Raw genomic sequence first — 20,837 nt, 5'->3', positions numbered from 1 at the left:
TCTCTGCAAGGCTAGGGAAATGCCGGGCAGTTGACCGCGATGCGGTCATTCGCAGCACAAGGCTGCTCCTACAAGGACAGGCGCTGGGCCTTCTGTAGGAGCAGCCTTGTGCTGCGAATGGAGGGCGGAGCCCTCCCAGGGGCCTGGCGCTGGAAACAATGGTTAGCAACCTACCATTGTCCGCCCCCGCAATGCAGCAGCTTTTTAGTTGGCAATCATCACCTGATGGGTTTTCAGGTCTGCCTCATGGGCTGCCAGAATCTCCGGCAGCGAGTTGCGCAGGTACTCCACCCAGGTCTTGATCTTGGCATCCAGGTACTGCCGCGACGGGTAGATGGCGTACAGGTTCAGCTCCTGCAGCCGGTACTCGGGCAGCACCCGTACCAGGCTGCCATCGCGCAGGCCGTCGATGGCCGAATAGATTGGCAGCACGCCCACGCCCATGCCGCTGCGGATGGCGGTCTTCATGGCATCGGCAGTATTGACCATGAACGGCGAGCTGGTGATGTTGACCATCTCCTGGCCTTCCGGCCCGTCGAACAGCCATTTCTCCAACGGGATCACCGGGCTGACCATGCGCAGGCAGGCGTGCTTGAGTAGGTCGGCAGGCTTGTGCGCAACGCCGTGGCGGGCAATGTAGGCGGGCGAGGCGCAGACGATGCTGTAGGTAATGCCCAGGCGCTGGGACACGAACCCCGAGTCGGGCAGTTCGGTGGCCAGCACGATGGACACGTCATAGCCCTCGTCGAGCAGGTCGGGCACGCGGTTGGCCATGGTCAGGTCGAAGGTCACGTCCGGGTGCGATTCGCGGTAGCGGGCGATGGCGTCGACCACGAAGTGCTGACCGACCCCGGTCATCGAGTGCACCTTCAACTGCCCGGCCGGGCGGGCATGGGCGTCGCTGGCCTCGGCTTCGGCTTCTTCGACATAGGTAAGAATCTGTTCGCAACGCATCAGGTAGCGCTTGCCGGCTTCGGTCAGCGCAATGCGGCGGGTTGTACGGTTGAGCAGCCTTGTTTGCAGATGGGCTTCCAGGTTGGATACCGCCCGCGACACGTTCGCGGTGGTTGTATCCAGTTGCCCGGCGGCAGCGGTAAAGCTGCCGAGTTGGGCTACGCAACTGAAAGCACGCATGTTTTGCAGGGTGTCCATGGGTCACTCTCGATGTAGAGGACAAAATTGTGTCACGAAGTAACGTAAAAGAGATGAAAAGTTGCCTTCGACCAAAGGCGGATTATCGCTGTTTTGGTAACAAAGATTCGCAGGAATCCACGCTTATCGCCAGTGCTGGAGCCCCCTAGAATTGCCCGGCCCCTTCACCTCTTCCTCGGGAAATCGCAGCTGTGCCGCGTCGCATCATCAGAACGCTCAATGCGTTCAGTGCCTGTGCCCTTGCCCTCACCTTGAGCGGCTGTATCGGAACCTGGGGCATTGCCCCGCAAAGCAAGACGCTGCAAGCCAATACCCTGACCACCGACGCGGCCATACGCGAAGCCGCGACCGACGCCCACTGGCCCGACCAGCAGTGGTGGCACGCCTATGGCGACCCACAGCTGGACCGCTGGGTTGCCCTGGCCGTGGCCGGCAGCCCGAGCTTGGCCATGGCTGCTGCGCGGGTACGCGAAGCCAAGGCCATGGCCGGCGTGGTCGAATCGGCGGAAAAGCTCCAGGCCAACGGCCAGGCCACGCTCAAGCGCCACAACTGGCCTGAAGACCAGTTCTATGGCCCGGGCGCGCTATCCGGCGCCAATACCTGGGACAACAACGCCGCCATTGGCTTCAGCTATGCACTCGACCTGTGGGGCCGCGAACGCAACGCCAGCGAGCAGGCCGTGGACCAGGCGCACATGAGCGTGGCCGAAGCCCGCCAGGCGCAGCTGGAGCTGCAGAACAACGTGGTGCGCGCCTACATCCAGCTGAGCCTGCACTTCGCCCAGCGCGATATCGTCAAGGCTGAGCTGGAACAGCAGGAGCAGATCCTGGCCCTGGCCAAGCGCCGCCTGGATGCCGGCATCGGCACTCACTTCGAAGTCAGCCAGGCCGAAGCACCGTTGCCGGAAACCCACCGCCAGCTCGACAGCCTGGACGAAGAAATTGCCCTGGCCCGCAACCAGCTGGCCGCCCTGGCCGGCAAGGGCCCGGGGGAGGGTGCGCAGTTGCAGCGCCCGAGCCTGGCCCTGGCCGCGCCGCTGAAGCTGCCGTCGAACCTGCCGGCCGAACTGGTCGGCCAGCGCCCCGACGTGGTCGCCAGCCGTTGGCAGGTGGCCGCCCAGGCGCGGGGCATCGATGTCGCCCACGCCGGCTTCTTCCCCAACGTCGACCTGGTCGGCAGCCTTGGCTTCATGGCAACCGGTGGTGGCCCGCTGGAATTCCTCACCGGGCGCAAGTTCAACTACAACGTCGGCCCGGCCATCAGCCTGCCGATCTTCGACGGTGGCCGCCTGCGCTCGCAGCTGGGCGTGGCCTCGGCGGGCTATGACGTGGCCGTGGCGCGCTACAACCAGACCGTGGTCGGTGCGCTGAAGAACATCTCCGACCAGCTGATTCGCCGTGAGTCGATGAAAGAGCAGTCGCACTTCGCCGCCGAGTCGGTAGCGGCCGCGCAGAAAACCTACGACATCGCCATGGTCGCCTTCCAGCGTGGCCTTACGGACTACCTCAACGTGCTCAACGCCCAGACCTTGCTGTTCCGCCAGCAGCAGGTGCAACAGCAGGTGCAGGCTGCCCGCCTGATTGCCCATGCCGAGCTGGTCACCGCCCTGGGCGGTGGCTTGCAGGCTGGTCAGGATGTGCCGAAAGAGGAGCGCCAGGCCGCACCGAAAACCCCGGCCACCCTGGCCATTCTCGACAAGAAGCCGGATAACGCCGAATGAGCACTTCCAGTGTGCCCGTGCGCTGGCTGCAGAGCCTGGAATGGCGCCGGGGCTTCTTTGCCTGGGCGCGCACCGACGGGGTGACCTGGGTGTACATCTTCAAGGTGCTGGCCGCTGCGTTCATCACCCTGTGGCTGGCCATGCGCCTGGAGTTGCCACAACCGCGCACGGCGATGATCACCGTGTTCATCGTCATGCAGCCGCAAAGCGGGCATGTGTTCGCCAAGAGCTTCTACCGGGTGCTCGGCACCCTGGCCGGCTCGGCGATGATGGTGGCGCTGATCGCCATATTCCCGCAGAACACCGAGCTGTTCCTGCCCAGCCTGGCCCTGTGGGTAGGCCTGTGCTCGGCCGGTGCCATGCGCTACCGCACCTTCCGCGCCTATGGCTTCGTGCTGGCTGGCTACACCGCGGCCATGATTGGCCTGCCGGTGCTTGAGCACCCTGACCAGGCGTTCATGGCGGCGGTATGGCGGGTGCTGGAAATTGCCCTGGGCATTCTGGTGTCGACCTTCGTCAGCGCCGCGATCCTGCCGCAGTCGGCCAGTGCCGCCATGCGCAACGCCCTGTACCAGCGCTTTGGCGTTTTCGCAGGGGTGGTGGTCGAGGCCCTGCGCGGTGAGAGCCAGCGGGACCGCTTCGAGAGCAGCAACGTGCGCTTCGTCGCTGAAGCAGTGGGCCTCGAGAGCCTGCGCAACGTCACCGCCTTCGAAGACCCGCACATGCGCCGGCGCTCTGGTCGCCTGGTGCGCATGAACAGCGAGTTCATGGCCATCACCACGCGCTTCAATGCCCTGCACCGTTTGCTGGAACGCCTTCGCGCCCGCGGCCCGCTGCAGATCGTCGGCGCCATCGAGCCAGGCCTGAACACCCTGGTGGAGCTGTTGCAGCCTTACGTGGGCCGGGCGCTGACCGACGCCGATGCGCTGCGCCTGACCCTGGAGCTGGCCGCCTACAAGGAAGGCTTGCAGGCACAGGTGCGCGGCTTGCGCGCCGAGTACCTGGCAACCGAGCCGAGCGAGTCCGACCTGCTCGACTTCCATACTGCCTTCGAGCTGCTCTACCGCTTCGTCGACGAGATGTACAGTTATGCCGAAACCCATGCCTCGCTGGCAGCGCACCGGCACGAACGCGAGCAGTGGGATGAGCCCTACGTGGCGCAGACCAGCTGGCTGGTATCGTTGGCCGCCGGTGTGCGCGCCTCGGCGGTGCTGTTGTTGCTGGGCAGCTACTGGCTGTTCAGCGACTGGCCCAGCGGCGCCATGATGACCCTGATCGCCACCGTCACCGTGGGCCTGTCTGCGGCCTCGCCGAACCCCAAGCGCATGTCGTTCCAGATGGCCTGCGGCACGGCGATTGGTGCCTTCGTCGGCTTCTTCGAAACCTTCTTCGTGTTCCCCTGGATCGACGGTTTCCCACTGCTTTGCATGGTCCTGGCGCCGGTGTTCGTGCTGGGCGCGTTCCTTTCGTCTCGGCCGGCGTATGCCGGCTACGGCATCGGCCTGCTGGTGTTCTTCGCCATCGGCTCGGTGCCGAACAACCTCACCGTGTATGACCCGTACACCTTCATCAACGACTACATCGGCATGGTCATCGGCATGTTCGTCTGTGCCGCTGCCGGGGCGATCATCCTGCCGCCCAACAGCCGCTGGCTGTGGAGCCGCCTGGAGCAGGAACTGCGCGAGCAGGTGCTGTTCGCCATCAGCGGGCGCCTGCGCGGCCTGGGTTCAGCCTTCGAAAGCCGCACCCGTGACCTGCTGCACCAGGCCTATGGCCTGGCAGCCGGCAAGCCGCAGGTACAGAGCCAGTTGATGGGCTGGATGTTCACCGTGCTGGAAATCGGCCATGCCATCATCGAGCTGCGCAAGGAGCAGGCCCGCGCGCCGGTGCACCCGGCCTACGCCGAGTCGCAGCCCTGGCGCCAGGCGATCCGCGTGATGGGCCGTGCCCTGGCCCGGTTGTTCCTGCAGCCCAGCGCCAGCAACCACGAACGCGCGCTGGTGGCAGTGGACCACGCCATCGCCCGCGTGCAGGCCACCGACGAGCCCTTCGCCCGCCACTTCGACACTTCGGTGCTGCGCCGCGCGCAAAGCTACCTGCACTTCATCCGATCTTCCCTGCTCGACCCACAGTCGCCGTTGGCACCGGCGAAAGGACTGCACGATGCTCCGTGAAACCATGCCCCGTGAAATCGCCTTCCATGGCGTGTACATGCCCACCATGACCTTGATGTTCCTGTTCGCCCTGGGCCTGGCCTGGGGCCTGGACCGGTACATCGCCAGCCATGATGGCTACCGCTTCTTCTGGCACCCGGCGCTGCTGCGCCTGAGCCTGTTCGTCTGCCTGTTCGGCGCCCTGGCGCTGTCGCTCTACTGGTGAGAATCCTTCGATGAAAAAGTTCTTCAGCCTGATCGCCACCCTGTTGGTGCTTGCCGCTGCCGTGGTGATCGGTCGCCAGTTGTGGCTGCATTACATGACCACGCCATGGACCCGCGACGGCCGTGTGCGTGCCGACATCATCAACGTCGCTGCCGACGTGCCTGGCTATGTGGTGGACGTGCCGGTCAAGGACAACCAGCGGGTGAAGAAGGGCGACCTGCTGATCCAGATCGACCCTGAGCACTACCAGCTGGCGGTCGACCAGGCCAAGGCGCAGGTTGCATCGCGCAAGGCCACCTGGGAGATGCGCAAGGTCAACGCCAAGCGCCGTGCCGACATGGACAACCTGGTGATCTCCAAGGAAAACCGCGACGACGCCAGCAACATCGCCAACTCCGCCCAGGCGGACTACCAGCAGGCCCTTGCCGAGCTGGCTGCCGCCGAACTGGACCTCAAGCGCACCCATATCGTGGCCACGGTGGACGGCTACGTGACCAACCTGAATATCCACAAGGGTGACTATGCGCGTACCGGTGAAGCGGTGATGGCGGTGGTCGACGAGAATTCGTTCTGGGTATACGGGTTCTTCGAGGAGACCAAGCTGCCGCATGTGAAGGTGGGTGACCAGGCCGAGCTGCAGATGATGAGCGGCGAGCGCATCAAGGGCCACGTGGAGAGCATCGCCCGCGGCATCTACGACCGCGACAACCCACAGAGCCGCGAGTTGATCGCCGATGTGAACCCGACCTTCAACTGGGTGCGGCTGGCGCAGCGGGTGCCGGTGCGCATTCATATCGATGAAGTGCCGGACGGGTTTTTGCTGGCGGCGGGTACGACTTGTACGGTGGTGGTGAAGCCGAGTGAGGGCTGAGCCGGGGTGAGGTGGTGCAGCTACTGGCCTCTTCGCGGGCTTGCCCGCTCCCACAAGTGGTGCGCTGCTCTTGGGGCTGGCGCAAATCCTGTGGGAGCGGCGCAGTTAGCTCGCTGCCCCCACCAACACTGGTACCATCACCCGATCAATCACCTTCGCGCTGATCGACGGGTCCAGCATCCGCCCCAGCCGCGACAGGTGGCGGTGGCCCATGATGATCAGTTCACAATCCAGTTCCTGCGCCTTGGCCACGATCGCCTCGACCGGCTGCCCGGCCACCATGCAGCCCCGGCTGGCGAAGCCGGCTTGCTGCAACTCGCGCACCGCCTCGGCCACGGCCTGGTCGGCCTGGTGCTGCTCTTCGCAGGCGGCGGGGTATTCTTCCAGTTCTTCTGCGGTGTAAGGCGCGGGTTGGTCGTGGACGGCGAAGGTCGAGTCGATGGCCAGCAGCACATGCAGTTCGTGCTCGCCGGGGCTGCAGTAGCGGCGGGCGAGGGTGAGCAGGGCAGTGGATGCAGGGGAGGCGTCGATGGCGATCAGGACGGGGCTGGGCATGCGGAATCCTTGTTTCAGGCTGGCTAAGGGGTTGTCTGTTCTGGCCTCTTCGCGGGTAAACCCGCTCCCACGGGTGCGCCACAGTATTCAAAGCCTGTGCAGTCACTATGGGAGCGGGTTTACCCGCGAAGAGGCCGAACCTGCCATTCCTCATTCTTGGCTCAATCCACCCTTAGGATAAATGCCCCACCACGCACGAGCGCATTGCGTCTGGTGCAATCCAGCAACCTGCTACCATCGCCATTCCCCACAGCTGTAACGGAAAACGGCCATGCAACTCCCGGACATGAACCTGCTCGTCGCCCTCGATGCCCTGCTCGACGAAGGCAGCGTGGTCGGCGCAGCGCAGCGCATGAACCTCAGCCCGGCGGCGATGAGCCGGACCCTGGGGCGTATCCGCGATGCGTTGGGTGACCCGATCCTGGTGCGCGCCGGTCGCGGCCTGGTGCCGACGCCGCGGGCGCTGGCCCTGCGCGAGCAGGTAGCGGCGTTGGTGGAGCAGGCCGGCGAGGTGTTCCGCAGTGGCGACGAGGTCGACCTGCCCAAGCTTGACCGGGCCTTCAACATCCGCACCAACGACCTGTTCATCGCCCTGTACGGCGCCCAGTTGCTGCGGCGCATGCACGAACAGGCACCTCGCACGGTGCTGCGCTTCGTGCCGGAAAGCCCCGGCGGCGATGACGACAGCGTGCTGCGCGACGGGCGTACCGACCTGATCATCAGCTCGACCGTGGACCTGGGGCCGGAGATCAAGGTACAGAGCCTGTTCCAGACCTACTATGTGGGCCTGGCGCGGCGCGACCACCCGATCTTCGAGCAGCCGATCACGGCGCACAGTTTTGCCAGTTATCCACAGATCAGCGTGTCCCGCCGTGGACGGGCCAATGGGCCGATCGATGTGGAGCTGGCCAACTTCAAGGTGCAGCGGCGGGTGGCACTGATTACCCCGAGTTTTCACTCGGCGCTTTTCTCGCTGCCGGATTCCGACCTGATCCTGCCGATGCCGGCCAACATTCTCAACAGCGTGCACAAGCTCGGGCTGCCGCTTCGCTCGTTCGAGATCCCGGTGCCGCTGGAGCGAGTGACCGTGCTGCAGGCATGGCACCCACGGTTTCACAATGACCCCGCGCATCGGTGGTTGCGGCAGACCCTGAAGGCTTGCTGCAGTGTCGACCCTTGAGTGATGTACTGCCTGGGCCGGCCTTTTCGCGGGTGAACCCGCTCCCACAGGTACAACACATCTCTCAAGGGTTGTGATGTTCCTGTGGGAGCGGGTTCACCCGCGAAGCAGGCGACTCGGTTTTGAAGTGGATTGCGCCTGACGCAACATAAACCTACCGATAAGTCAGTTTTCGTCAGCATTCGACCTTCTTAGACTTGCTCCAGTCGCAAATTTGTTGCTGGAGATGTCTGCCCATGAGTTCCCTGTCCGCCCCGTCTGCCGCGATTGCCGCCGCCCCCGCGCCGGCCGCGCCTGCGCAGACTGCGTTCGGCCTGCAGGTAGTGGTCGGGCTGTTCGGTGTGCTGCTGGCCGTGTTGTGCGCGGGCCTCAACGAGTCGGTGACCAAGATCTCCCTGGCCGATATCCGTGGGGCCATGGGCATCGGTGCCGACGAAGGCGCCTGGCTGCTGGCGGTCTACAGCGCCGCCTCGGTTTCGGCCATGGCCTTCGCGCCATGGCTGGCCACCACGTTCTCGCTGCGGCGCTTCACCATGAGCGCCATCGGCCTGTTCGCCGTGCTCGGCCTGCTGCAACCGTTCGCCCCCAACCTGCACAGCCTGATGCTGCTGCGTGTGCTCCAGGGCTTTGCCTCTGGCGCCTTGCCGCCGATGTTGATGAGCGTGGCCCTGCGCTTCCTGCCACCGGGCATCAAGGTCTATGGCCTGGCCTGCTATGCCCTCACCGCCACCTTCGGCCCCAACCTCGGCACGCCGCTGGCAGGGCTGTGGACTGAATACGTCGGTTGGCAGTGGGCGTTCTGGCAGATCATCCTGCCCTCGGCGCTGGCCATGTTCTGCGTCGGTTGGGGCCTGCCGCAGGACCCGCTGCGCCTGGAGCGCTTCAAGCAGTTCGACTGGCGCGGCGTGCTGCTCGGCCTGCCCGCCATCAGCTGCATCGTGCTGGGCCTGTCGCTGGGTGACCGCTGGGGCTGGTTCGATTCGCCGCTGATCTGCTGGCTGCTCGGCGGTGGCCTGCTGTTGCTGGTGCTGTTCATGTACAACGAATGGTCCGAGCCGTTGCCATTCTTCCAGTTGCGCATGCTGTCGCGGCGCAACCTGAGTTTCGCCCTGGTGACCCTGGCCGGTGTGCTGATCGTGCTCTCGGGCGTTGGCAGCATTCCGTCGGCCTATCTGGCGCAGATTCAGGGCTACCGCCCGGCGCAGACCAGCCCGCTGATGATGCTGGTGGCCATGCCGCAGCTGGTCGCCCTGCCGTTGACGGCGGCGCTGTGCAATATCCGCGCAGTGGACTGCCGCTGGGTGCTGGGGATCGGCCTGGCGATGCTGGCGGTGTCCTGTGTCGGCAGCAGCCTGCTGACCAGCGAGTGGATCCGTGGTGACTTCTACCCGTTCTACCTGCTGCAGGTGTTCGGCCAGCCAATGGCAGTGCTGCCGCTGCTGATGCTGTCCACCAACGGCATGACCCCACAGGAAGGCCCGTTCGCCTCCAGCTGGTTCAACACTGTCAAAGGCCTGGCCGCAGTGATCGCCGGTGGCCTGCTGGACGCCTTGGGCACCCTGCGCCGGCACTTTCATTCCAACCACCTGGTGGACAGCCTGGGCAACGCCCCGCTGGTCGACGGTAACGCACCCGGCTTGGCCAGGCGCATCCACGACCAGGCGCTGGTGCTGACCTCCGCCGACCTCTACCTGGTCATGGCCTGCATTGCCGTGGCCCTGATCTGCCTGATTCCTTTCGTGCCTACCCGGGTCTATCCGCCGCGCGCGGTGGCCTGAACCCTGGATGAATTCGAGAACCACTTAAATGACCAACAACCGCAAAACCCTGTTCATCGGCTCGGTGCTTGCCGTGGCCGTCCTGGCTGCCATCGTCGGCCCGTGGATGTTTGGCAGCGACCATCGCCAGAGCACCAATGACGCGTATGTTGTCGCCGACTACACCGTGGTCGCGCCCAAGATCGCCGGCTTCATCAAGGACGTGCTGGTGGAGGACAACCAGCAGGTCAAGGCCGGCCAGTTGCTGGCTACCATCGATGCCCGTGACTACCAGGCCGCGCTGGATGCTGCGCAGGCGCAGTTGCTGGTGGCTCAGGCGCAAAGCGCCGATGCCCGTGCCACGCTCGAGCGCCAGGCGTCACTGATTGCCCAGGCTGAGGCCGCAGTGAAAGCGGCCCAGGCCGAAGCTGCGTTCGCCGACCATGAGGTCAACCGCTACAGCCGCCTGGCCGAGCAAGGTGCCGGCACCGTGCAGAACGCCCAGCAGGCACGCAGCGGGGTCGACCAGGCCCGCGCACGCCTGGCCAATGCCCAGGCGGCACTGGTAGCGGCGCGCAAGCAGGTGGATATCCTTACCGCCCAGGTGGCCAGTGCCGACGGCCAGCTTAAGCGGGCCGAGGCAGGGCTGGAAAAGGCCCAGCTCGATCTGTCCTACACACGCATCACCGCGCCGGTGGACGGCATGGTCGGCGAGCGCGCCTTGCGTGTCGGTGCCTACGTCAACCCGGGCGCCCGCCTGCTGTCGGTGGTGCCGTTGCAGCAGGCCTACGTGGTCGGCAACTTCCAGGAAACCCAGCTGACCCACGTACAGCCTGGCCAGGCCGTGAGCATCAGCGTCGACACCTTTGCCGGTGAGAAGCTGCAAGGCCATGTGGAAAGCATCGCCCCGGCCACCGGCGTGACCTTCGCTGCGGTCAAGCCGGACAACGCTACCGGCAACTTCACCAAGGTGGTGCAGCGCATCCCGGTGAAGATCGTTTTCGATGACGGCCAGCCGCTGCTTGCCCGCCTGCGCGTGGGCATGTCGGTGGAAGCGACCATCGACACCCGTGGTGACAAGCTGGACGGCAAAGAGGTAAGTGCACGATGAAAGCGGCATTACGCTTGAGCCCGTTGCTGCTGGCCGTACTGATGGCCGGCTGCACCATGGGCCCTGACTTCCAGCGCCCTGACAGCCAGGCCCCGCAACAGTGGGCGCCGCTGCAAGGCGAGGCGGCGGCCAGCCAGCCGCAGGCCGAACCGCTGGAACTGCGCTGGTGGGAGAGCTTCCACGACGCCCGCCTGAGTGCCTTGATCCAACGCGTTGCCGAGCGCAATCTCGACCTGCAGATGGCCAGCGCCCGTCTGCTGCAAAGCCGCGCCCTGCGCAGCACCGTAGCTGCCGACGAAGTACCGTCAGTGGACGTGAACGCCGGCTACAGCCGCTCGCGCAACAGTGCCGAAGGCCTGAGTGACCCGTCCGGCAAGGCGGGCAAGGAAGCCTTCAACCTCTGGCAGGGCGACCTGGTGGCCGGTTGGGAGCTGGACCTGTGGGGCCGTGTGCGGCGCCAGGTCGAGGCTGCCGATGCCACGGTAGAAGTGGCCGAGAACGACCGCCGCGGCGTGCTGCTGGCATTGCTTTCGGAAACCGCCGGCAACTACATCCAGCTGCGCGCCGTGCAGCACACCATCGATGTGACCCGCGACAACCTCAAGGTCGCCCAGCACAGCCTGAAATTGTCCGAAAACCGCCAGGCCGAAGGTGTCGCCACGCGCCTGGACGTGGCTCAGGCCAGTGCCCAGGTCGCCTCGATCGAGTCGCGCCTGCCAAGCCTGGAAGCGCGGCGCGATGACCTGATCAACGCTCTCAGCCTGCTCGCCGCCGAACCGCCGCGCAGCCTACAGGCCGAGTTGCTGCAGGGCGGCGAACTGCCTACGCCGCAGCAGAAGTTCGCCATTGGCCTGCCGTCCGAACTGGCCGAACGCCGCCCGGACATTCGCCAGGCCGAGGCCCGCCTGCATGCCGCCACCGCCAGCATTGGCGTGGCCAAGGCCGACTTCTACCCCAGCATCCGGCTGTCGGGCAGTGTCGGGTTCCAGGCCATGCAGCTGTCCGATTTCGGCGCCTGGGATTCACGCCGCTTCGCCTTCGGGCCGCAGCTGTCGCTGCCGATCTTCGAGGGTGGCCGGCTCAAGGGCACCTTGGAGCTGCGCGAGGCACAGCAGCAGGAAGCGGCGCTGAACTACCGCAAGGTGGTGCTGGGTGCCTGGCATGAAATCGACGATGTGCTACGCCTGTACAACGCCAGCCAGCTGCGCCGCGACCACTTGGCCGAGGCGGTGCGGCAGAACCGTATCGCCCTGGAAACTGCCCAGCGCCAGTATGTGGAAGGGGCGGTGGACTTTCTCAATGTGCTGACGGTGCAGGGGGCTTTGCTGGCCAGCGAGGAGCAGTGGATCGACAGTTCTGCGGCGGTGTCGCAGGCGCTGGTGGGGCTGTACAAGGCCCTGGGTGGTGGCTGGCAGGCGTTTGATGAGCAGCCTGTGAAGAAAGTGTGATTTTTTGGGGCCGCTTTGCGGCCCATCGCGACACAAGGCCGCTCCTACAGGAGATCGCGTCCGCATGTAGGAGCGGCCTTGTGTCGCGATGGGCTGCAAAGCAGCCCCGGCAATTGTCCTGATTACCGAGGAGGCACAGATGCACATTTCCCTGAACGGCAAGCGCGCCATCGTCAGCGGCTCCACCGCCGGCATCGGCCTGGCCATCGCCATCGGCCTGGCCGAGGCGGGGGCCGAAGTGGTCCTCAACGGTCGCACCCAGGCCCGGGTCGACGAAGCTCTCAAAGTTGTGCGCGAACGCCTGCCGCAGGCGCGCATCATCGGCATCGCTGCCGACCTGGGCACCCAGGCCGGTGCGCAGAAGTTGTTCAACCAGGTGCCGCACACCGACATCCTGGTCAACAACCTGGGCATCTTCGAGCCCAAGCCGTTCTTCGAGATCGGGGATGAGGACTGGCAGCGTTTCTTCGACGTCAATGTGCTCAGCGCCGTTCGCCTGTCGCGCCACTATGCCCAAGGCATGGCCGAGCGCAAATGGGGGCGGGTGGTGTTCCTGTCCAGTGAGTCGGCGCTGCAGATCCCGACCGAGATGATTCATTACGGCATGACCAAGACTGCGTTGCTGGCGGTGTCGCGTGGGCTGGCCGAGACCCTGGCTGGCACTGGGGTGACGGTGAACTCGGTGTTGCCGGGGCCTACGCGTTCGGAAGGCGTGGGCGATTTCTTTGCCAAGCTGGCCGAGGAGCAGGGGGTGTCGACTGAAGAGCTGGAAGCCAACTTCCTTGCCGAGCACCGGCCGACCTCGCTGATCAAGCGGCTGGCGACGGTGGAGGAGGTGGCGAACATGGTGGTGTACCTGGCATCGATGCAGGCCAGTGCCACTACCGGGGCTGCCTTGCGGGTAGATGGCGGGGTGCTGCGTTCCATTGCCTGATCTGTTTTGCCTGTACCGGCCTATTCGCGGGTAAACCCGCTCCCACAGGTATCGCACAGGACTCAAATTCTGTGGGGTACCTGTGGGAGCGGGTTTACCCGCGAAGAGGCCAGCACAGGTAACCATTCGATCAGAGCGGGCGCAGCAGGCCAAACCGCTTGCGCAACGCCCAATCCAGCACCCGCCGCGGCAGTAACCGGGCCATCAACGGCAACGCCGTACTGCCGTTCCCCAACCGCACCACCGCCGGCACCGGCGACTTCCCGACCGCTGCCAACACGCCCTGGGCAAACACCGCCGCCGAGGTGGGCTTGTCCTGCGAAGCCCGTGCCCGTGCCTGCACATGCTCGCGCAACGGCCACCACGCCGAATCCGTCGCCAGCACCTGCTCGGCCTGGCGCTGGGCATTGCTGGCGAACTGCGAGGCAATCGCCCCTGGCTGCACTTCCATAACCTGCACACCAAACGGCGCCAGCTCCAGGCGCAAGGCATCGCTCAGGGCATGCACGGCGGCTTTCGAGGCGCAGTAGGCGCCGGCGAATGGCGTGACCAGCACGCCTGATACGCTGCCGATGTTCACCACCAGGCCCCGTGAGCGGCGTAGCTGGGGGAACAATGCGCGGGTAACGCCGACCACGGCGAATACATTGGTTTCGAACTGCTGGCGCAGGGCATCCACACCACCATCGAGCAGCGGGCCCATGGCGCCGTAGCCGGCGTTGTTGATCAGGATATCGAGGTTTACCAGTTCCTCGGCCAGGCGGGCCAGCGCCTCGCTGTCGTTCACATCAAGTTGCCGGGCGGTGAAGCCGGCGGCGTTCAGTTGCTCGACATCCTCAGGTTTGCGGGCGGTAGCCCAGACGTGGTGGCCGGCATCGCGGAAGGCGTCGGCCAAGGCGCGGCCGATGCCGCTGGAACAACCGGTGATCAGGACGGTGGGCATGGTTGGGGCCTGTTGTCAGTGAGGATTGGTTTTTCCTGTGCCGGCCTCTTCGCGGGTAAACCCGCTCCCACAGGTACCCCACAGAATTTGAGACCTGTGTAGTCCGTGTGGGAGCGGGTTTACCCGCGAAGAGGCCGGCACAGGCGATACATTAGTTGGCAAACGTACCTTGCAGATGCTCTGCACGAAACTCCAGGGTCTGCGGCCTGTACCCGGAGCGCAGTGGCGGCAGTGGTAGGCAGTCCTTCCACTCGGCCCCTGGCTGCAGCTCACCCGGCCCACGGTAGCGCGGGGCGTTGTAGGTGTTCTCCGCCAGGTTCACGGTATCGCCCGGCGCATACGCCGCCACCCGCCAGCGCAACTCGGTCAGCGGCACGTCATTGCCATTCTTCATGCGTACCTGCAGGGCGCGGTCGGCGGGGCAGTGTTCGGGGGCGTAGGTCAGGCGCAGGTCCAGGCGGGCCAGTTGCGAGGTTTCGCGGGTGTCCTGCCAGACGACGAACAGGGCCACCAGGCCCAGGCCACAAACGGCAGCCAGCGAGATCGGCAGGGCCTTGGCCGGGTAGCGCAACAGCAGCACCAGCCAGGTGAGGATGAGGAAGGCACCGATGATCATGGGACGTGCAGACCTTGATTGCGCGGGGTCTGACCATCGTAGCCCGAAATGGAGAGTGGCTCAAAAAGCGGGGCCGCAAAGCGGCCCCAGGGTTGCATTACTGCGCGATGGTCTTCACCGAAACACCCCGTTCGATCGGAGTGGAGGTACGCCCGTAAACATCCTCGAAGCGCTCGATGTCATCCTCGCCGAGGTAGCTGCCGGACTGCACTTCGATGATCTCCAGCGGGATCTTGCCCGGGTTGCGCAGGCGGTGCACCGATGCGATCGGGATGTAGGTGGACTGGTTCTCGGTCAGCAGGAACACGTTCTCGTCACAGGTCACCTCGGCGGTGCCGGACACCACGATCCAGTGCTCGGCACGGTGGTGGTGCATCTGCAGCGACAGGCTGGCGCCCGGCTTGACGGTGATGTGCTTGACCTGGAAGCGGCCGCCCATGTCCACCGAGTCGTACGAGCCCCACGGGCGATACACTTCCAGGTGGTTCTGGGTTTCGCTGCGGCCCTGCTCGTCGAGGGTCTTGACCATCTGCTTGACGCCCTGGACCTTGTCCTTGTGGGCAATCATCATGGCGTCCTTGGTCTCGACCACCACGATGTTCTCCAGGCCGATCACCGACACCAGCTTGCCGTTGCCGTGGATCATGCAGTTGTGGCTGTCCTGCACCACCACATCGCCCTTGGTGACGTTGCCGTTGTCGTCCTTCTCGTGCACTTCCCACAGCGACGACCAGCAGCCCACGTCGCTCCAGCCAGCCGACATCGGCACCACGCAGGCGCGCTGGGTCTTTTCCATCACCGCGTAGTCGATGGAGTTGTCCGGGCAGCAGGCGAAGGTGGCTTCGTCGATGCTCAGCACATCACCGTCTTCCTGGCTGCGCTCCAGGGCCAGCACGCAGGTGTCGTAGATGTCGCCGTCGTGCTTTTTCAGCTCTTCGAGGAAGCGGCTGGCACGGAACAGGAACATGCCGCTGTTCCAGAAGTAGCCGCCGGCCTGGACGAACTCGGCGGCGCGTTTTTCGTCGGGCTTCTCGACGAACTGCGCCACGCGCGCCACGCCTTCAGGCAGCAGGGCGTCCTGGCTGGAACGGATGTAGCCGTAGCCGGTTTCCGGCTTGGTCGCCGGCACGCCGAACAGCACCATCTCGCCACGCTCGGCGGCCACGGTGGCCAGGGCCAGGGCGCGTTGCAGGGCCTTCTGGTCATCGATCACGTGGTCGGCGGGCAGCACCAGCATCAGCTCGTCGCGGCCTTCGTTGACCAGTTTCATGGCAGCCATGGCCACGGCCGGCGCGGTATTGCGGCCGAACGGTTCCATCAGGATGCCTTGGGTTTCCAGCTTCAGCGCGGCCAGTTGCTCCTGGACGATGAACTTGTGGTCCTTGTTACAGACCACGATCGGCGTGTCCATGCCTTCGAACACCAGGCGTTCCAGGGTTTGCTGGAACAGTGTGTGTTCACCGGTCAGGGCCAGGAACTGCTTGGGGAACTGCTTTCGCGACAGAGGCCACAGACGGGAACCGCTACCACCAGAAAGAATTACCGGGATCATCATGTTTCTCCAATAGTCGTTGAGAGGCAGGGGAATCAGTTGCTAGCCACGGGGCGAGTTACCCACACCGGCGACAAGGCGTTGCCGGAACCCGTTACGTACAGCACTGCGGCTTCGCCGCGCTCCAGGGCGACGGGTTTGACGTCACCCACTTTCTTGTCTCCTTGGAACAGCGCCAGGTTGACCTTGACCGGGTTGATTTCGCGTTCGCCGCGGCCGTTGGCGGCCACCGGCTTGACCACTTCGGTCTTGCCGTCGGCGGTCTTCAGGGTCAGTTGCTGGTCACTCAGGTTCTGCACGCGAACCAGGGCTTTCTGCTTGTTCTTGAACGGCGGCTCTTCGATCAGCTGCGGGTTGCCGCTGGCGCTGTTGACCAGGGTGTAGTACTTGTCCGCAGCCAGCTTGACCGGCACGCTCTTGCCACCGACCTGAGCGGTGTAGTCACCCCCTGGCAGGAAGCTGAAGTCACTGCTGCCCTGTGCACCAACCTGTTTGATCTGGGTGTTGCCGACCGAAGCTGCCGCCGGTGCGCTGGAAGCGTTGTAAAGGCGCACGAAGGTCGAGCCTTTCGGCGCGCTCGGGCCATACAGCGCGGCGTCGGCGCCGGCGAAGGCCTGCATGGAGGCCAGGGACAGGCCGGCAGCGAGGGTGAGGGCTTTGGCAATGGAAGTCTTGGTAGTCATAGGTATGTTCCTCTGATTAGTGGTTAGTCCGGGTGGACGACAAAGCCAGGTTTTCTTCGGATTTACGGGTGTTCTTCAGCTGGGCGATCCACTGTGGATCGAAGCTGCTGAGGTCGTTCTTCATTGGCAGATAACGTTCGGGGAATTCCCACACCACCACTTGGGGTGCGGCGTTCTTGAAGGCATCGCTTTGCAGGTACTTGAGCATCGGCAGCAGCGGGCCATGGCCGTCTTCGGCGTAGTTGGCCACATCGCTGCGCAGGGCCTGCTGCAGCGCGCCGAGGAAGTTCCAGTGCGGGTTGGCGCTGTAGCTGGTGCCCACCAGCGCAACCGGGATCTGCGTGTCGGCGAACAGTGCGTCACCGGCTTCACCTTCGGCCTCGACCGGGCGAGTGGTGCGTTGCTGCAGGTTGTCCGGGGCCGGCAGAAGGTTGCTGAACAGCGGGTCCAGTGGCAGGAAGTTGGTCAGGTCGCCCTTGTATGGCGCGGTGCTGCCGGCTTCGGTGATGAACGCCTGCGGGTCGCCGTTGAGCAGGCTCTGGCGGCTGACCGCTTCGGCCAGTGCCTGCGCAGCCACTTCGGCGCCCATCGGCGTCCAGTGGGTGTCGGTGCGCAGGAAAACCTGGCCGCGCGCCTTGGCCTGCTCCATGGGTGCCATCAGGTCCGGGGCGAACACGTTGGCCTGGCGTGCCTGGGCATGGAACTGGTTGTACAGATCGTCATGCAGACTGGTCGGCAGTTCCTTGCCCAGGTATTCGGCGTACACCCGCGCCTTGGCTGGCACGATCGCCAATACAAGCTGGCTGCCGTGCTGCTGCAGGGTGTCACGCACGCCACGGATCAGCGCCAGGTTTTCCTGCATCAGCTGCTCGGCACCTGCGGTGGGCTTGAACTCTTCGTCACTGAACAGCCACTGGTCGCGGCCCAGCACCACGCCAGGGCGGCCTTCGTTGAACAGCTTGAAGTCCATCGCCGCCCAAAGGTTGGTGCCCAGGCGCTTGATCGGGAACTGCTCGTCGTAGTGGGTCTCGGCGGCCTTGGCCAGCTTGCCGTTGAGCAGGGTCATCTGCTCGGTACGCTGGAAGCTTTGCAGGCCACCGGTGGACCAGACGCCCATGCCCACCAGCAGGCCGAGGAACGACAGCGAATAGGTAATGCGTAATGTCCGGGTCATGTCATCAACCTCAGAACTGGAAGTAGAGGAACGGCGAGTAGCTCTGCGCCGAAAGCTTGAGGATCGAGGCTACGAACAGCAGCAGCACCAGGGCGCGGGTCATCACCCGGGTCCAGTCCAGGCCGATCGAACCGTCGCTGTTGACCTGCACCGGGGTGGCCTTGGGCGTTGGCCGGGCGTTGCGGTAGAAGTCGCGCAGGCCGAAGAACGCCAGGGTGATGTAGGCGACCACCAGGGTGGCTACCTGCAGGCCGGTGAGCTGGGCACGGTTGAGTTCCGACAGCTGCCAGTCGCCGAAGCTGAACATGGCGCCGTACATGCGACCGGCCACTTCCAGGTTCTCGGCACGGAAGATCACCCAGCCGACCACCACCAGCAGGAAGGTGAATGCCCACTTCACCGGGTTGAAACGCTGGGGGTTGGTGTCGATGCCCAGCGCGCGCTCGATGGCCAGCCACATGCCGTGCCAGGCGCCCCAGATGATGTAGGTGAAGTTGGCGCCGTGCCACAGGCCACCCAGCAGCATGGTCAGGAACAGGTTGCGGTAGGTGTTGAAGGTGCCTTTGCGGTTACCGCCCAGGGTGATGTACAGGTAGTCGCGCAGCCAGGTCGACAGGCTGATGTGCCAGCGCCGCCAGAACTCGGTGATCGACTGGCTGATGTACGGCTGCTTGAAGTTCTCCATGAAGCGGAAGCCCATCATCAGGCCCAGGCCGATGGCCATGTCGCTGTAGCCGCTGAAGTCGAAGTACAGCTGCGCGGTGTAGGCCAAAGCGCCGAGCCAGGCATCCCCGGTGGTCGGGTTCTGCAGGGCGAAGCAGTGGTCGGCCACTACCGCCAGGGTGTCGGCGATGAACACTTTCTTGATGAAGCCCTGCATGAAGCGGGTGCAGCCTTCGGAGAACTTGTCCAGGGTGTGGGTGCGGTTGTTGAACTGGTCGACCAGGTCCTTGAAGCGCAGCACGGGGCCGGCGATCAGGTGCGGGAAGATCGCCACGAACGCCGCGAAGTCGATCAGGTTGCGGGTGGCCGGGGTGTCGCCGCGGTAGACGTCGATGATGTAGCTGATCGACTCGAAGATGTAGAACGAGATACCGATCGGCAGCAGCACGTGGGTGAGGATGAACGGCTCCAGGCCGAACGAGGAGATGATCGCGTTGAGGCTGTCGACGCCGAAGTTGGCGTACTTGAAGTAGCCGAGAATCGCCAGGTCCACACCGACGCCGAGCAGCAGCCAGCGCTGCGCGGGCTTGGTGCGCACACCGGCGGCGCCGACTTTCAGGCCGATCCAGTAGTTCCACAGGGTCACGCCGGCGAACAGGGCGAGGAAGTCGACCCGCCACCAGGCGTAGAAGATGTAGCTGGCGATCAGCAGCAGCAGGTTGCGATAGCGTTGCCCGCTCAAGTAGTACAGGCCGAGGAAGATCGGCAAGAACAGGAACAGGAACACGTTGGACGAGAAGACCATCCCGGTTCTCCTTTTTGTTCACAGCATCCGGGGCAAAGCGCCCCCCAAACCCCCCACATGTTCGTGGCGGGCTACCTAGATTCCTGTGGGAGCGGGTTTACCCGCGAAGAGGCCGGCACAGGCACCGCACATGGCAGGTCTGGCCTTTTCGCGGGTAAACCCGCTCCCACAGGGGTTTTACGTTACTTTTTCGATTCCGCGCTCGGGTCATAGACCCGGGTCAGGTCGCCGCCCAGCCGGAAGCTGTTGAACGGCTGCATACCGCGCTTGCGCTGCAGGGTGTCGCCATTGCACGCATACAGGCTGCAATAGGGCTCCATCCACGAGTACTTGCTGTCGATCTTCAGGTCTTTCATGTCCTGTTTCTCGCCATTGCGGGCCTTGAACGCGCTTGGGTCCTTCGAACCGTTCAGTACCCGCTGCGCCAGGCGCTGCAGGGCGTTGTTGTTCTCGCCGCGCACGTCCACGCCATTGACCTGGGCGAAGCTGGCGATCATCGTCAACGGCGGCAGGGCGTAGTTGTGGTAGGCCAGGGCGCGTTGCTTGCGCTTCAGTTCGTTGGGCAGGAAGCCCTGCTCGTCTACCTGGTTGGCGCCAACCCTGTATTCCTTCACGGCCCAGTCGAACAGGTCGCGACGGTCGGTAGCCACGGCGGTGGCCATTACCGCCCAGGCCGCCCAGTAGCTGTGGTTGTTGATCTTCTCCAGTGGCAGATCGCTCCAGTCGCGCACGGTTTGCTCGGCCAGGCGGGCGAACCATTTTTCGATCAGCTCGGCCTCGGCCTGGTGCGCGGCCAGCGGCTGCGAATTGGAGAACTTCAGGCGCAGCCACGAACCACTCATGCTGCCCAGCGCCCATTTGCGCATCGACTTGCCGGTGTGGTTGTAGTCGGTGGACATCAGCGCATCGGCGCGGGCCCAGCTGCCCAGCCAGGCCAGGGTGCAGTCGAGCTGCGCCGGGCGGCCGTCACGCATGTACTGGCCGATCATCTTGCTCACCCCTTTCTCAAGGGTGGTGATGTCTTCGGTGGACTTGCGAAAGGCCTTTTCCGAGTCGGCGTTGAGTGTTGCCCGCGCCTTGTCCGAGCCTTCGTACTTGCTGCGGAACTGCAGGGCACCGGTATACGGTTTGGGGGCAGCTTCGCAGCGGAAGTTGCCGTCGCCGGTCTTGAGCTTTTCGATCCCCTCGTAGTAACCCTGGGGCGGTACCAGCGCGGCGTGCGCGGCACCGCCGCACAACGCCAGGGCGAGCAGGGCGGGGCGGGAAATTCGCTTGAACGGGATCATGGTCGCC

General features: G+C 64.6%; 18 protein-coding genes. 9 read left to right on the top strand and 9 right to left on the bottom strand.

Annotated elements, in window-relative coordinates; genetic code table 11:
* Positions 1–204: 204 nt before the first annotated feature.
* Positions 205–1,152, bottom strand: a complete 948-nt coding sequence (locus WM94_RS26215) for a LysR family transcriptional regulator (RefSeq protein WP_013974172.1) — start codon at positions 1,150–1,152, stop codon at positions 205–207.
* A gap of 191 nt (positions 1,153–1,343) precedes the next feature.
* Here WM94_RS26215 and WM94_RS26210 point away from each other — a divergent pair, with 191 nt between their 5' ends.
* Genes WM94_RS26210 through WM94_RS26195 form a run of 4 tightly spaced genes read left to right on the top strand, consistent with a single transcriptional unit; the run spans position 1,344 to position 6,123 of the window.
* Positions 1,344–2,873, top strand: coding sequence for an efflux transporter outer membrane subunit (locus WM94_RS26210; protein WP_039613028.1), 1,530 nt, complete (start codon positions 1,344–1,346; stop codon positions 2,871–2,873).
* Positions 2,870–5,047: an FUSC family protein gene (locus WM94_RS26205; RefSeq protein WP_061552463.1), complete on the top strand. Its 2,178-nt coding sequence runs from the start codon at positions 2,870–2,872 to the stop codon at positions 5,045–5,047. Before WM94_RS26210 ends, WM94_RS26205 begins: the two co-directional genes overlap by 4 nt.
* Before the next feature lie 4 nt (positions 5,048–5,051).
* Entirely contained in the window at positions 5,052–5,252 is a 201-nt protein-coding gene (locus WM94_RS26200; protein WP_003257154.1) for a DUF1656 domain-containing protein, read from the top strand.
* A gap of 10 nt (positions 5,253–5,262) precedes the next feature.
* A complete protein-coding gene (locus WM94_RS26195) occupies positions 5,263–6,123 on the top strand; it encodes an HlyD family secretion protein (RefSeq protein WP_061552462.1) in 861 nt (286 codons plus the stop codon).
* Positions 6,124–6,228: 105 nt separating this feature from the next.
* Here the strand turns inward: WM94_RS26195 and WM94_RS26190 are convergent, their stop codons facing one another.
* Positions 6,229–6,678 carry a universal stress protein gene (locus tag WM94_RS26190; protein ID WP_061552461.1) on the bottom strand — a complete coding sequence of 150 codons (450 nt, stop codon included), beginning with the start codon at positions 6,676–6,678 and terminating at the stop codon, positions 6,229–6,231.
* Positions 6,679–6,949: 271 nt separating this feature from the next.
* Here WM94_RS26190 and WM94_RS26185 point away from each other — a divergent pair, with 271 nt between their 5' ends.
* The 5 genes from WM94_RS26185 (at position 6,950) to WM94_RS26165 (ending at position 13,108) form a co-directional block, all read left to right on the top strand.
* Positions 6,950–7,858: a LysR family transcriptional regulator gene (locus WM94_RS26185; protein WP_015271755.1), complete on the top strand. Its 909-nt coding sequence runs from the start codon at positions 6,950–6,952 to the stop codon at positions 7,856–7,858.
* Positions 7,859–8,094: 236 nt separating this feature from the next.
* The gene (locus tag WM94_RS26180) at positions 8,095–9,636 is read left to right on the top strand and encodes an MFS transporter (RefSeq protein WP_061552460.1); all 1,542 of its coding nucleotides are present in this window, start codon (positions 8,095–8,097) and stop codon (positions 9,634–9,636) included.
* Positions 9,637–9,664: 28 nt separating this feature from the next.
* Positions 9,665–10,726, top strand: coding sequence for an HlyD family secretion protein (locus tag WM94_RS26175; RefSeq protein ID WP_013974164.1), 1,062 nt, complete (start codon positions 9,665–9,667; stop codon positions 10,724–10,726).
* Positions 10,723–12,174, top strand: coding sequence for an efflux transporter outer membrane subunit (locus WM94_RS26170; RefSeq protein WP_061552459.1), 1,452 nt, complete (start codon positions 10,723–10,725; stop codon positions 12,172–12,174). Before WM94_RS26175 ends, WM94_RS26170 begins: the two co-directional genes overlap by 4 nt.
* 139 nt (positions 12,175–12,313) lie before the next feature.
* Positions 12,314–13,108, top strand: coding sequence for an SDR family NAD(P)-dependent oxidoreductase (locus tag WM94_RS26165; protein ID WP_025340590.1), 795 nt, complete (start codon positions 12,314–12,316; stop codon positions 13,106–13,108).
* 130 nt (positions 13,109–13,238) lie between these two features.
* Here the strand turns inward: WM94_RS26165 and WM94_RS26160 are convergent, their stop codons facing one another.
* The 7 genes from WM94_RS26160 to WM94_RS26130 all read right to left on the bottom strand — a co-directional run bounded on the left by WM94_RS26160 (position 13,239) and on the right by WM94_RS26130 (position 20,830).
* Positions 13,239–14,051 (bottom strand): SDR family oxidoreductase, encoded by an 813-nt coding sequence (locus tag WM94_RS26160; RefSeq protein ID WP_061552458.1) that lies wholly within the window; start codon positions 14,049–14,051, stop codon positions 13,239–13,241.
* 151 nt (positions 14,052–14,202) lie between these two features.
* A complete protein-coding gene (locus WM94_RS26155) occupies positions 14,203–14,667 on the bottom strand; it encodes a hypothetical protein (protein ID WP_015271749.1) in 465 nt (154 codons plus the stop codon).
* 97 nt (positions 14,668–14,764) lie between these two features.
* Positions 14,765–16,219 carry a mannose-1-phosphate guanylyltransferase/mannose-6-phosphate isomerase gene (locus tag WM94_RS26150; RefSeq protein ID WP_024087718.1) on the bottom strand — a complete coding sequence of 485 codons (1,455 nt, stop codon included), beginning with the start codon at positions 16,217–16,219 and terminating at the stop codon, positions 14,765–14,767.
* A 35-nt stretch (positions 16,220–16,254) separates the two neighbouring features.
* Positions 16,255–16,902, bottom strand: a complete 648-nt coding sequence (locus WM94_RS26145; protein ID WP_013974158.1) for an alginate O-acetyltransferase AlgF — start codon at positions 16,900–16,902, stop codon at positions 16,255–16,257.
* 16 nt (positions 16,903–16,918) lie between these two features.
* Complete coding sequence (locus tag WM94_RS26140) at positions 16,919–18,076, bottom strand: alginate O-acetyltransferase (RefSeq protein ID WP_023660658.1); 1,158 nt, start codon at positions 18,074–18,076, stop codon at positions 16,919–16,921.
* A gap of 10 nt (positions 18,077–18,086) precedes the next feature.
* Positions 18,087–19,544 carry an MBOAT family protein gene (locus tag WM94_RS26135; protein ID WP_061552457.1) on the bottom strand — a complete coding sequence of 486 codons (1,458 nt, stop codon included), beginning with the start codon at positions 19,542–19,544 and terminating at the stop codon, positions 18,087–18,089.
* A 182-nt stretch (positions 19,545–19,726) separates the two neighbouring features.
* Positions 19,727–20,830: a mannuronate-specific alginate lyase gene (locus tag WM94_RS26130; protein ID WP_061552456.1), complete on the bottom strand. Its 1,104-nt coding sequence runs from the start codon at positions 20,828–20,830 to the stop codon at positions 19,727–19,729.
* Positions 20,831–20,837 lie beyond the last annotated feature (7 nt).

This window comes from Pseudomonas sp. ABFPK (assembly GCF_001586765.1).
GTDB classification, from domain to species: Bacteria; Pseudomonadota; Gammaproteobacteria; order Pseudomonadales; family Pseudomonadaceae; genus Aquipseudomonas; species Aquipseudomonas asiatica.
The sequence above is the reverse complement of the archived record's forward strand: the minus strand, read 5'-3'. Positions and strand labels throughout refer to the sequence as shown.

Bases quoted from the DNA above. Each gene is read 5' to 3' on its own strand.
- WM94_RS26215 (WP_013974172.1), bottom strand. From the start codon at position 1,152: ATGGACACCCTGCAAAACATGCGTGCTTTCAGTTGCGTAGCCCAACTC.
- WM94_RS26205 (WP_061552463.1), top strand. From the start codon at position 2,870: ATGAGCACTTCCAGTGTGCCCGTGCGCTGGCTGCAGAGCCTGGAATGG.
- WM94_RS26200 (WP_003257154.1), top strand. From the start codon at position 5,052: ATGCCCCGTGAAATCGCCTTCCATGGCGTGTACATGCCCACCATGACC.
- WM94_RS26195 (WP_061552462.1), top strand. From the start codon at position 5,263: ATGAAAAAGTTCTTCAGCCTGATCGCCACCCTGTTGGTGCTTGCCGCT.
- WM94_RS26190 (WP_061552461.1), bottom strand. From the start codon at position 6,678: ATGCCCAGCCCCGTCCTGATCGCCATCGACGCCTCCCCTGCATCCACT.
- WM94_RS26185 (WP_015271755.1), top strand. From the start codon at position 6,950: ATGCAACTCCCGGACATGAACCTGCTCGTCGCCCTCGATGCCCTGCTC.
- WM94_RS26180 (WP_061552460.1), top strand. From the start codon at position 8,095: ATGAGTTCCCTGTCCGCCCCGTCTGCCGCGATTGCCGCCGCCCCCGCG.
- WM94_RS26175 (WP_013974164.1), top strand. From the start codon at position 9,665: ATGACCAACAACCGCAAAACCCTGTTCATCGGCTCGGTGCTTGCCGTG.
- WM94_RS26170 (WP_061552459.1), top strand. From the start codon at position 10,723: ATGAAAGCGGCATTACGCTTGAGCCCGTTGCTGCTGGCCGTACTGATG.
- WM94_RS26165 (WP_025340590.1), top strand. From the start codon at position 12,314: ATGCACATTTCCCTGAACGGCAAGCGCGCCATCGTCAGCGGCTCCACC.
- WM94_RS26160 (WP_061552458.1), bottom strand. From the start codon at position 14,051: ATGCCCACCGTCCTGATCACCGGTTGTTCCAGCGGCATCGGCCGCGCC.
- WM94_RS26155 (WP_015271749.1), bottom strand. From the start codon at position 14,667: ATGATCATCGGTGCCTTCCTCATCCTCACCTGGCTGGTGCTGCTGTTG.
- WM94_RS26150 (WP_024087718.1), bottom strand. From the start codon at position 16,219: ATGATCCCGGTAATTCTTTCTGGTGGTAGCGGTTCCCGTCTGTGGCCT.
- WM94_RS26145 (WP_013974158.1), bottom strand. From the start codon at position 16,902: ATGACTACCAAGACTTCCATTGCCAAAGCCCTCACCCTCGCTGCCGGC.
- WM94_RS26140 (WP_023660658.1), bottom strand. From the start codon at position 18,076: ATGACCCGGACATTACGCATTACCTATTCGCTGTCGTTCCTCGGCCTG.
- WM94_RS26135 (WP_061552457.1), bottom strand. From the start codon at position 19,544: ATGGTCTTCTCGTCCAACGTGTTCCTGTTCCTGTTCTTGCCGATCTTC.
- WM94_RS26130 (WP_061552456.1), bottom strand. From the start codon at position 20,830: ATGATCCCGTTCAAGCGAATTTCCCGCCCCGCCCTGCTCGCCCTGGCG.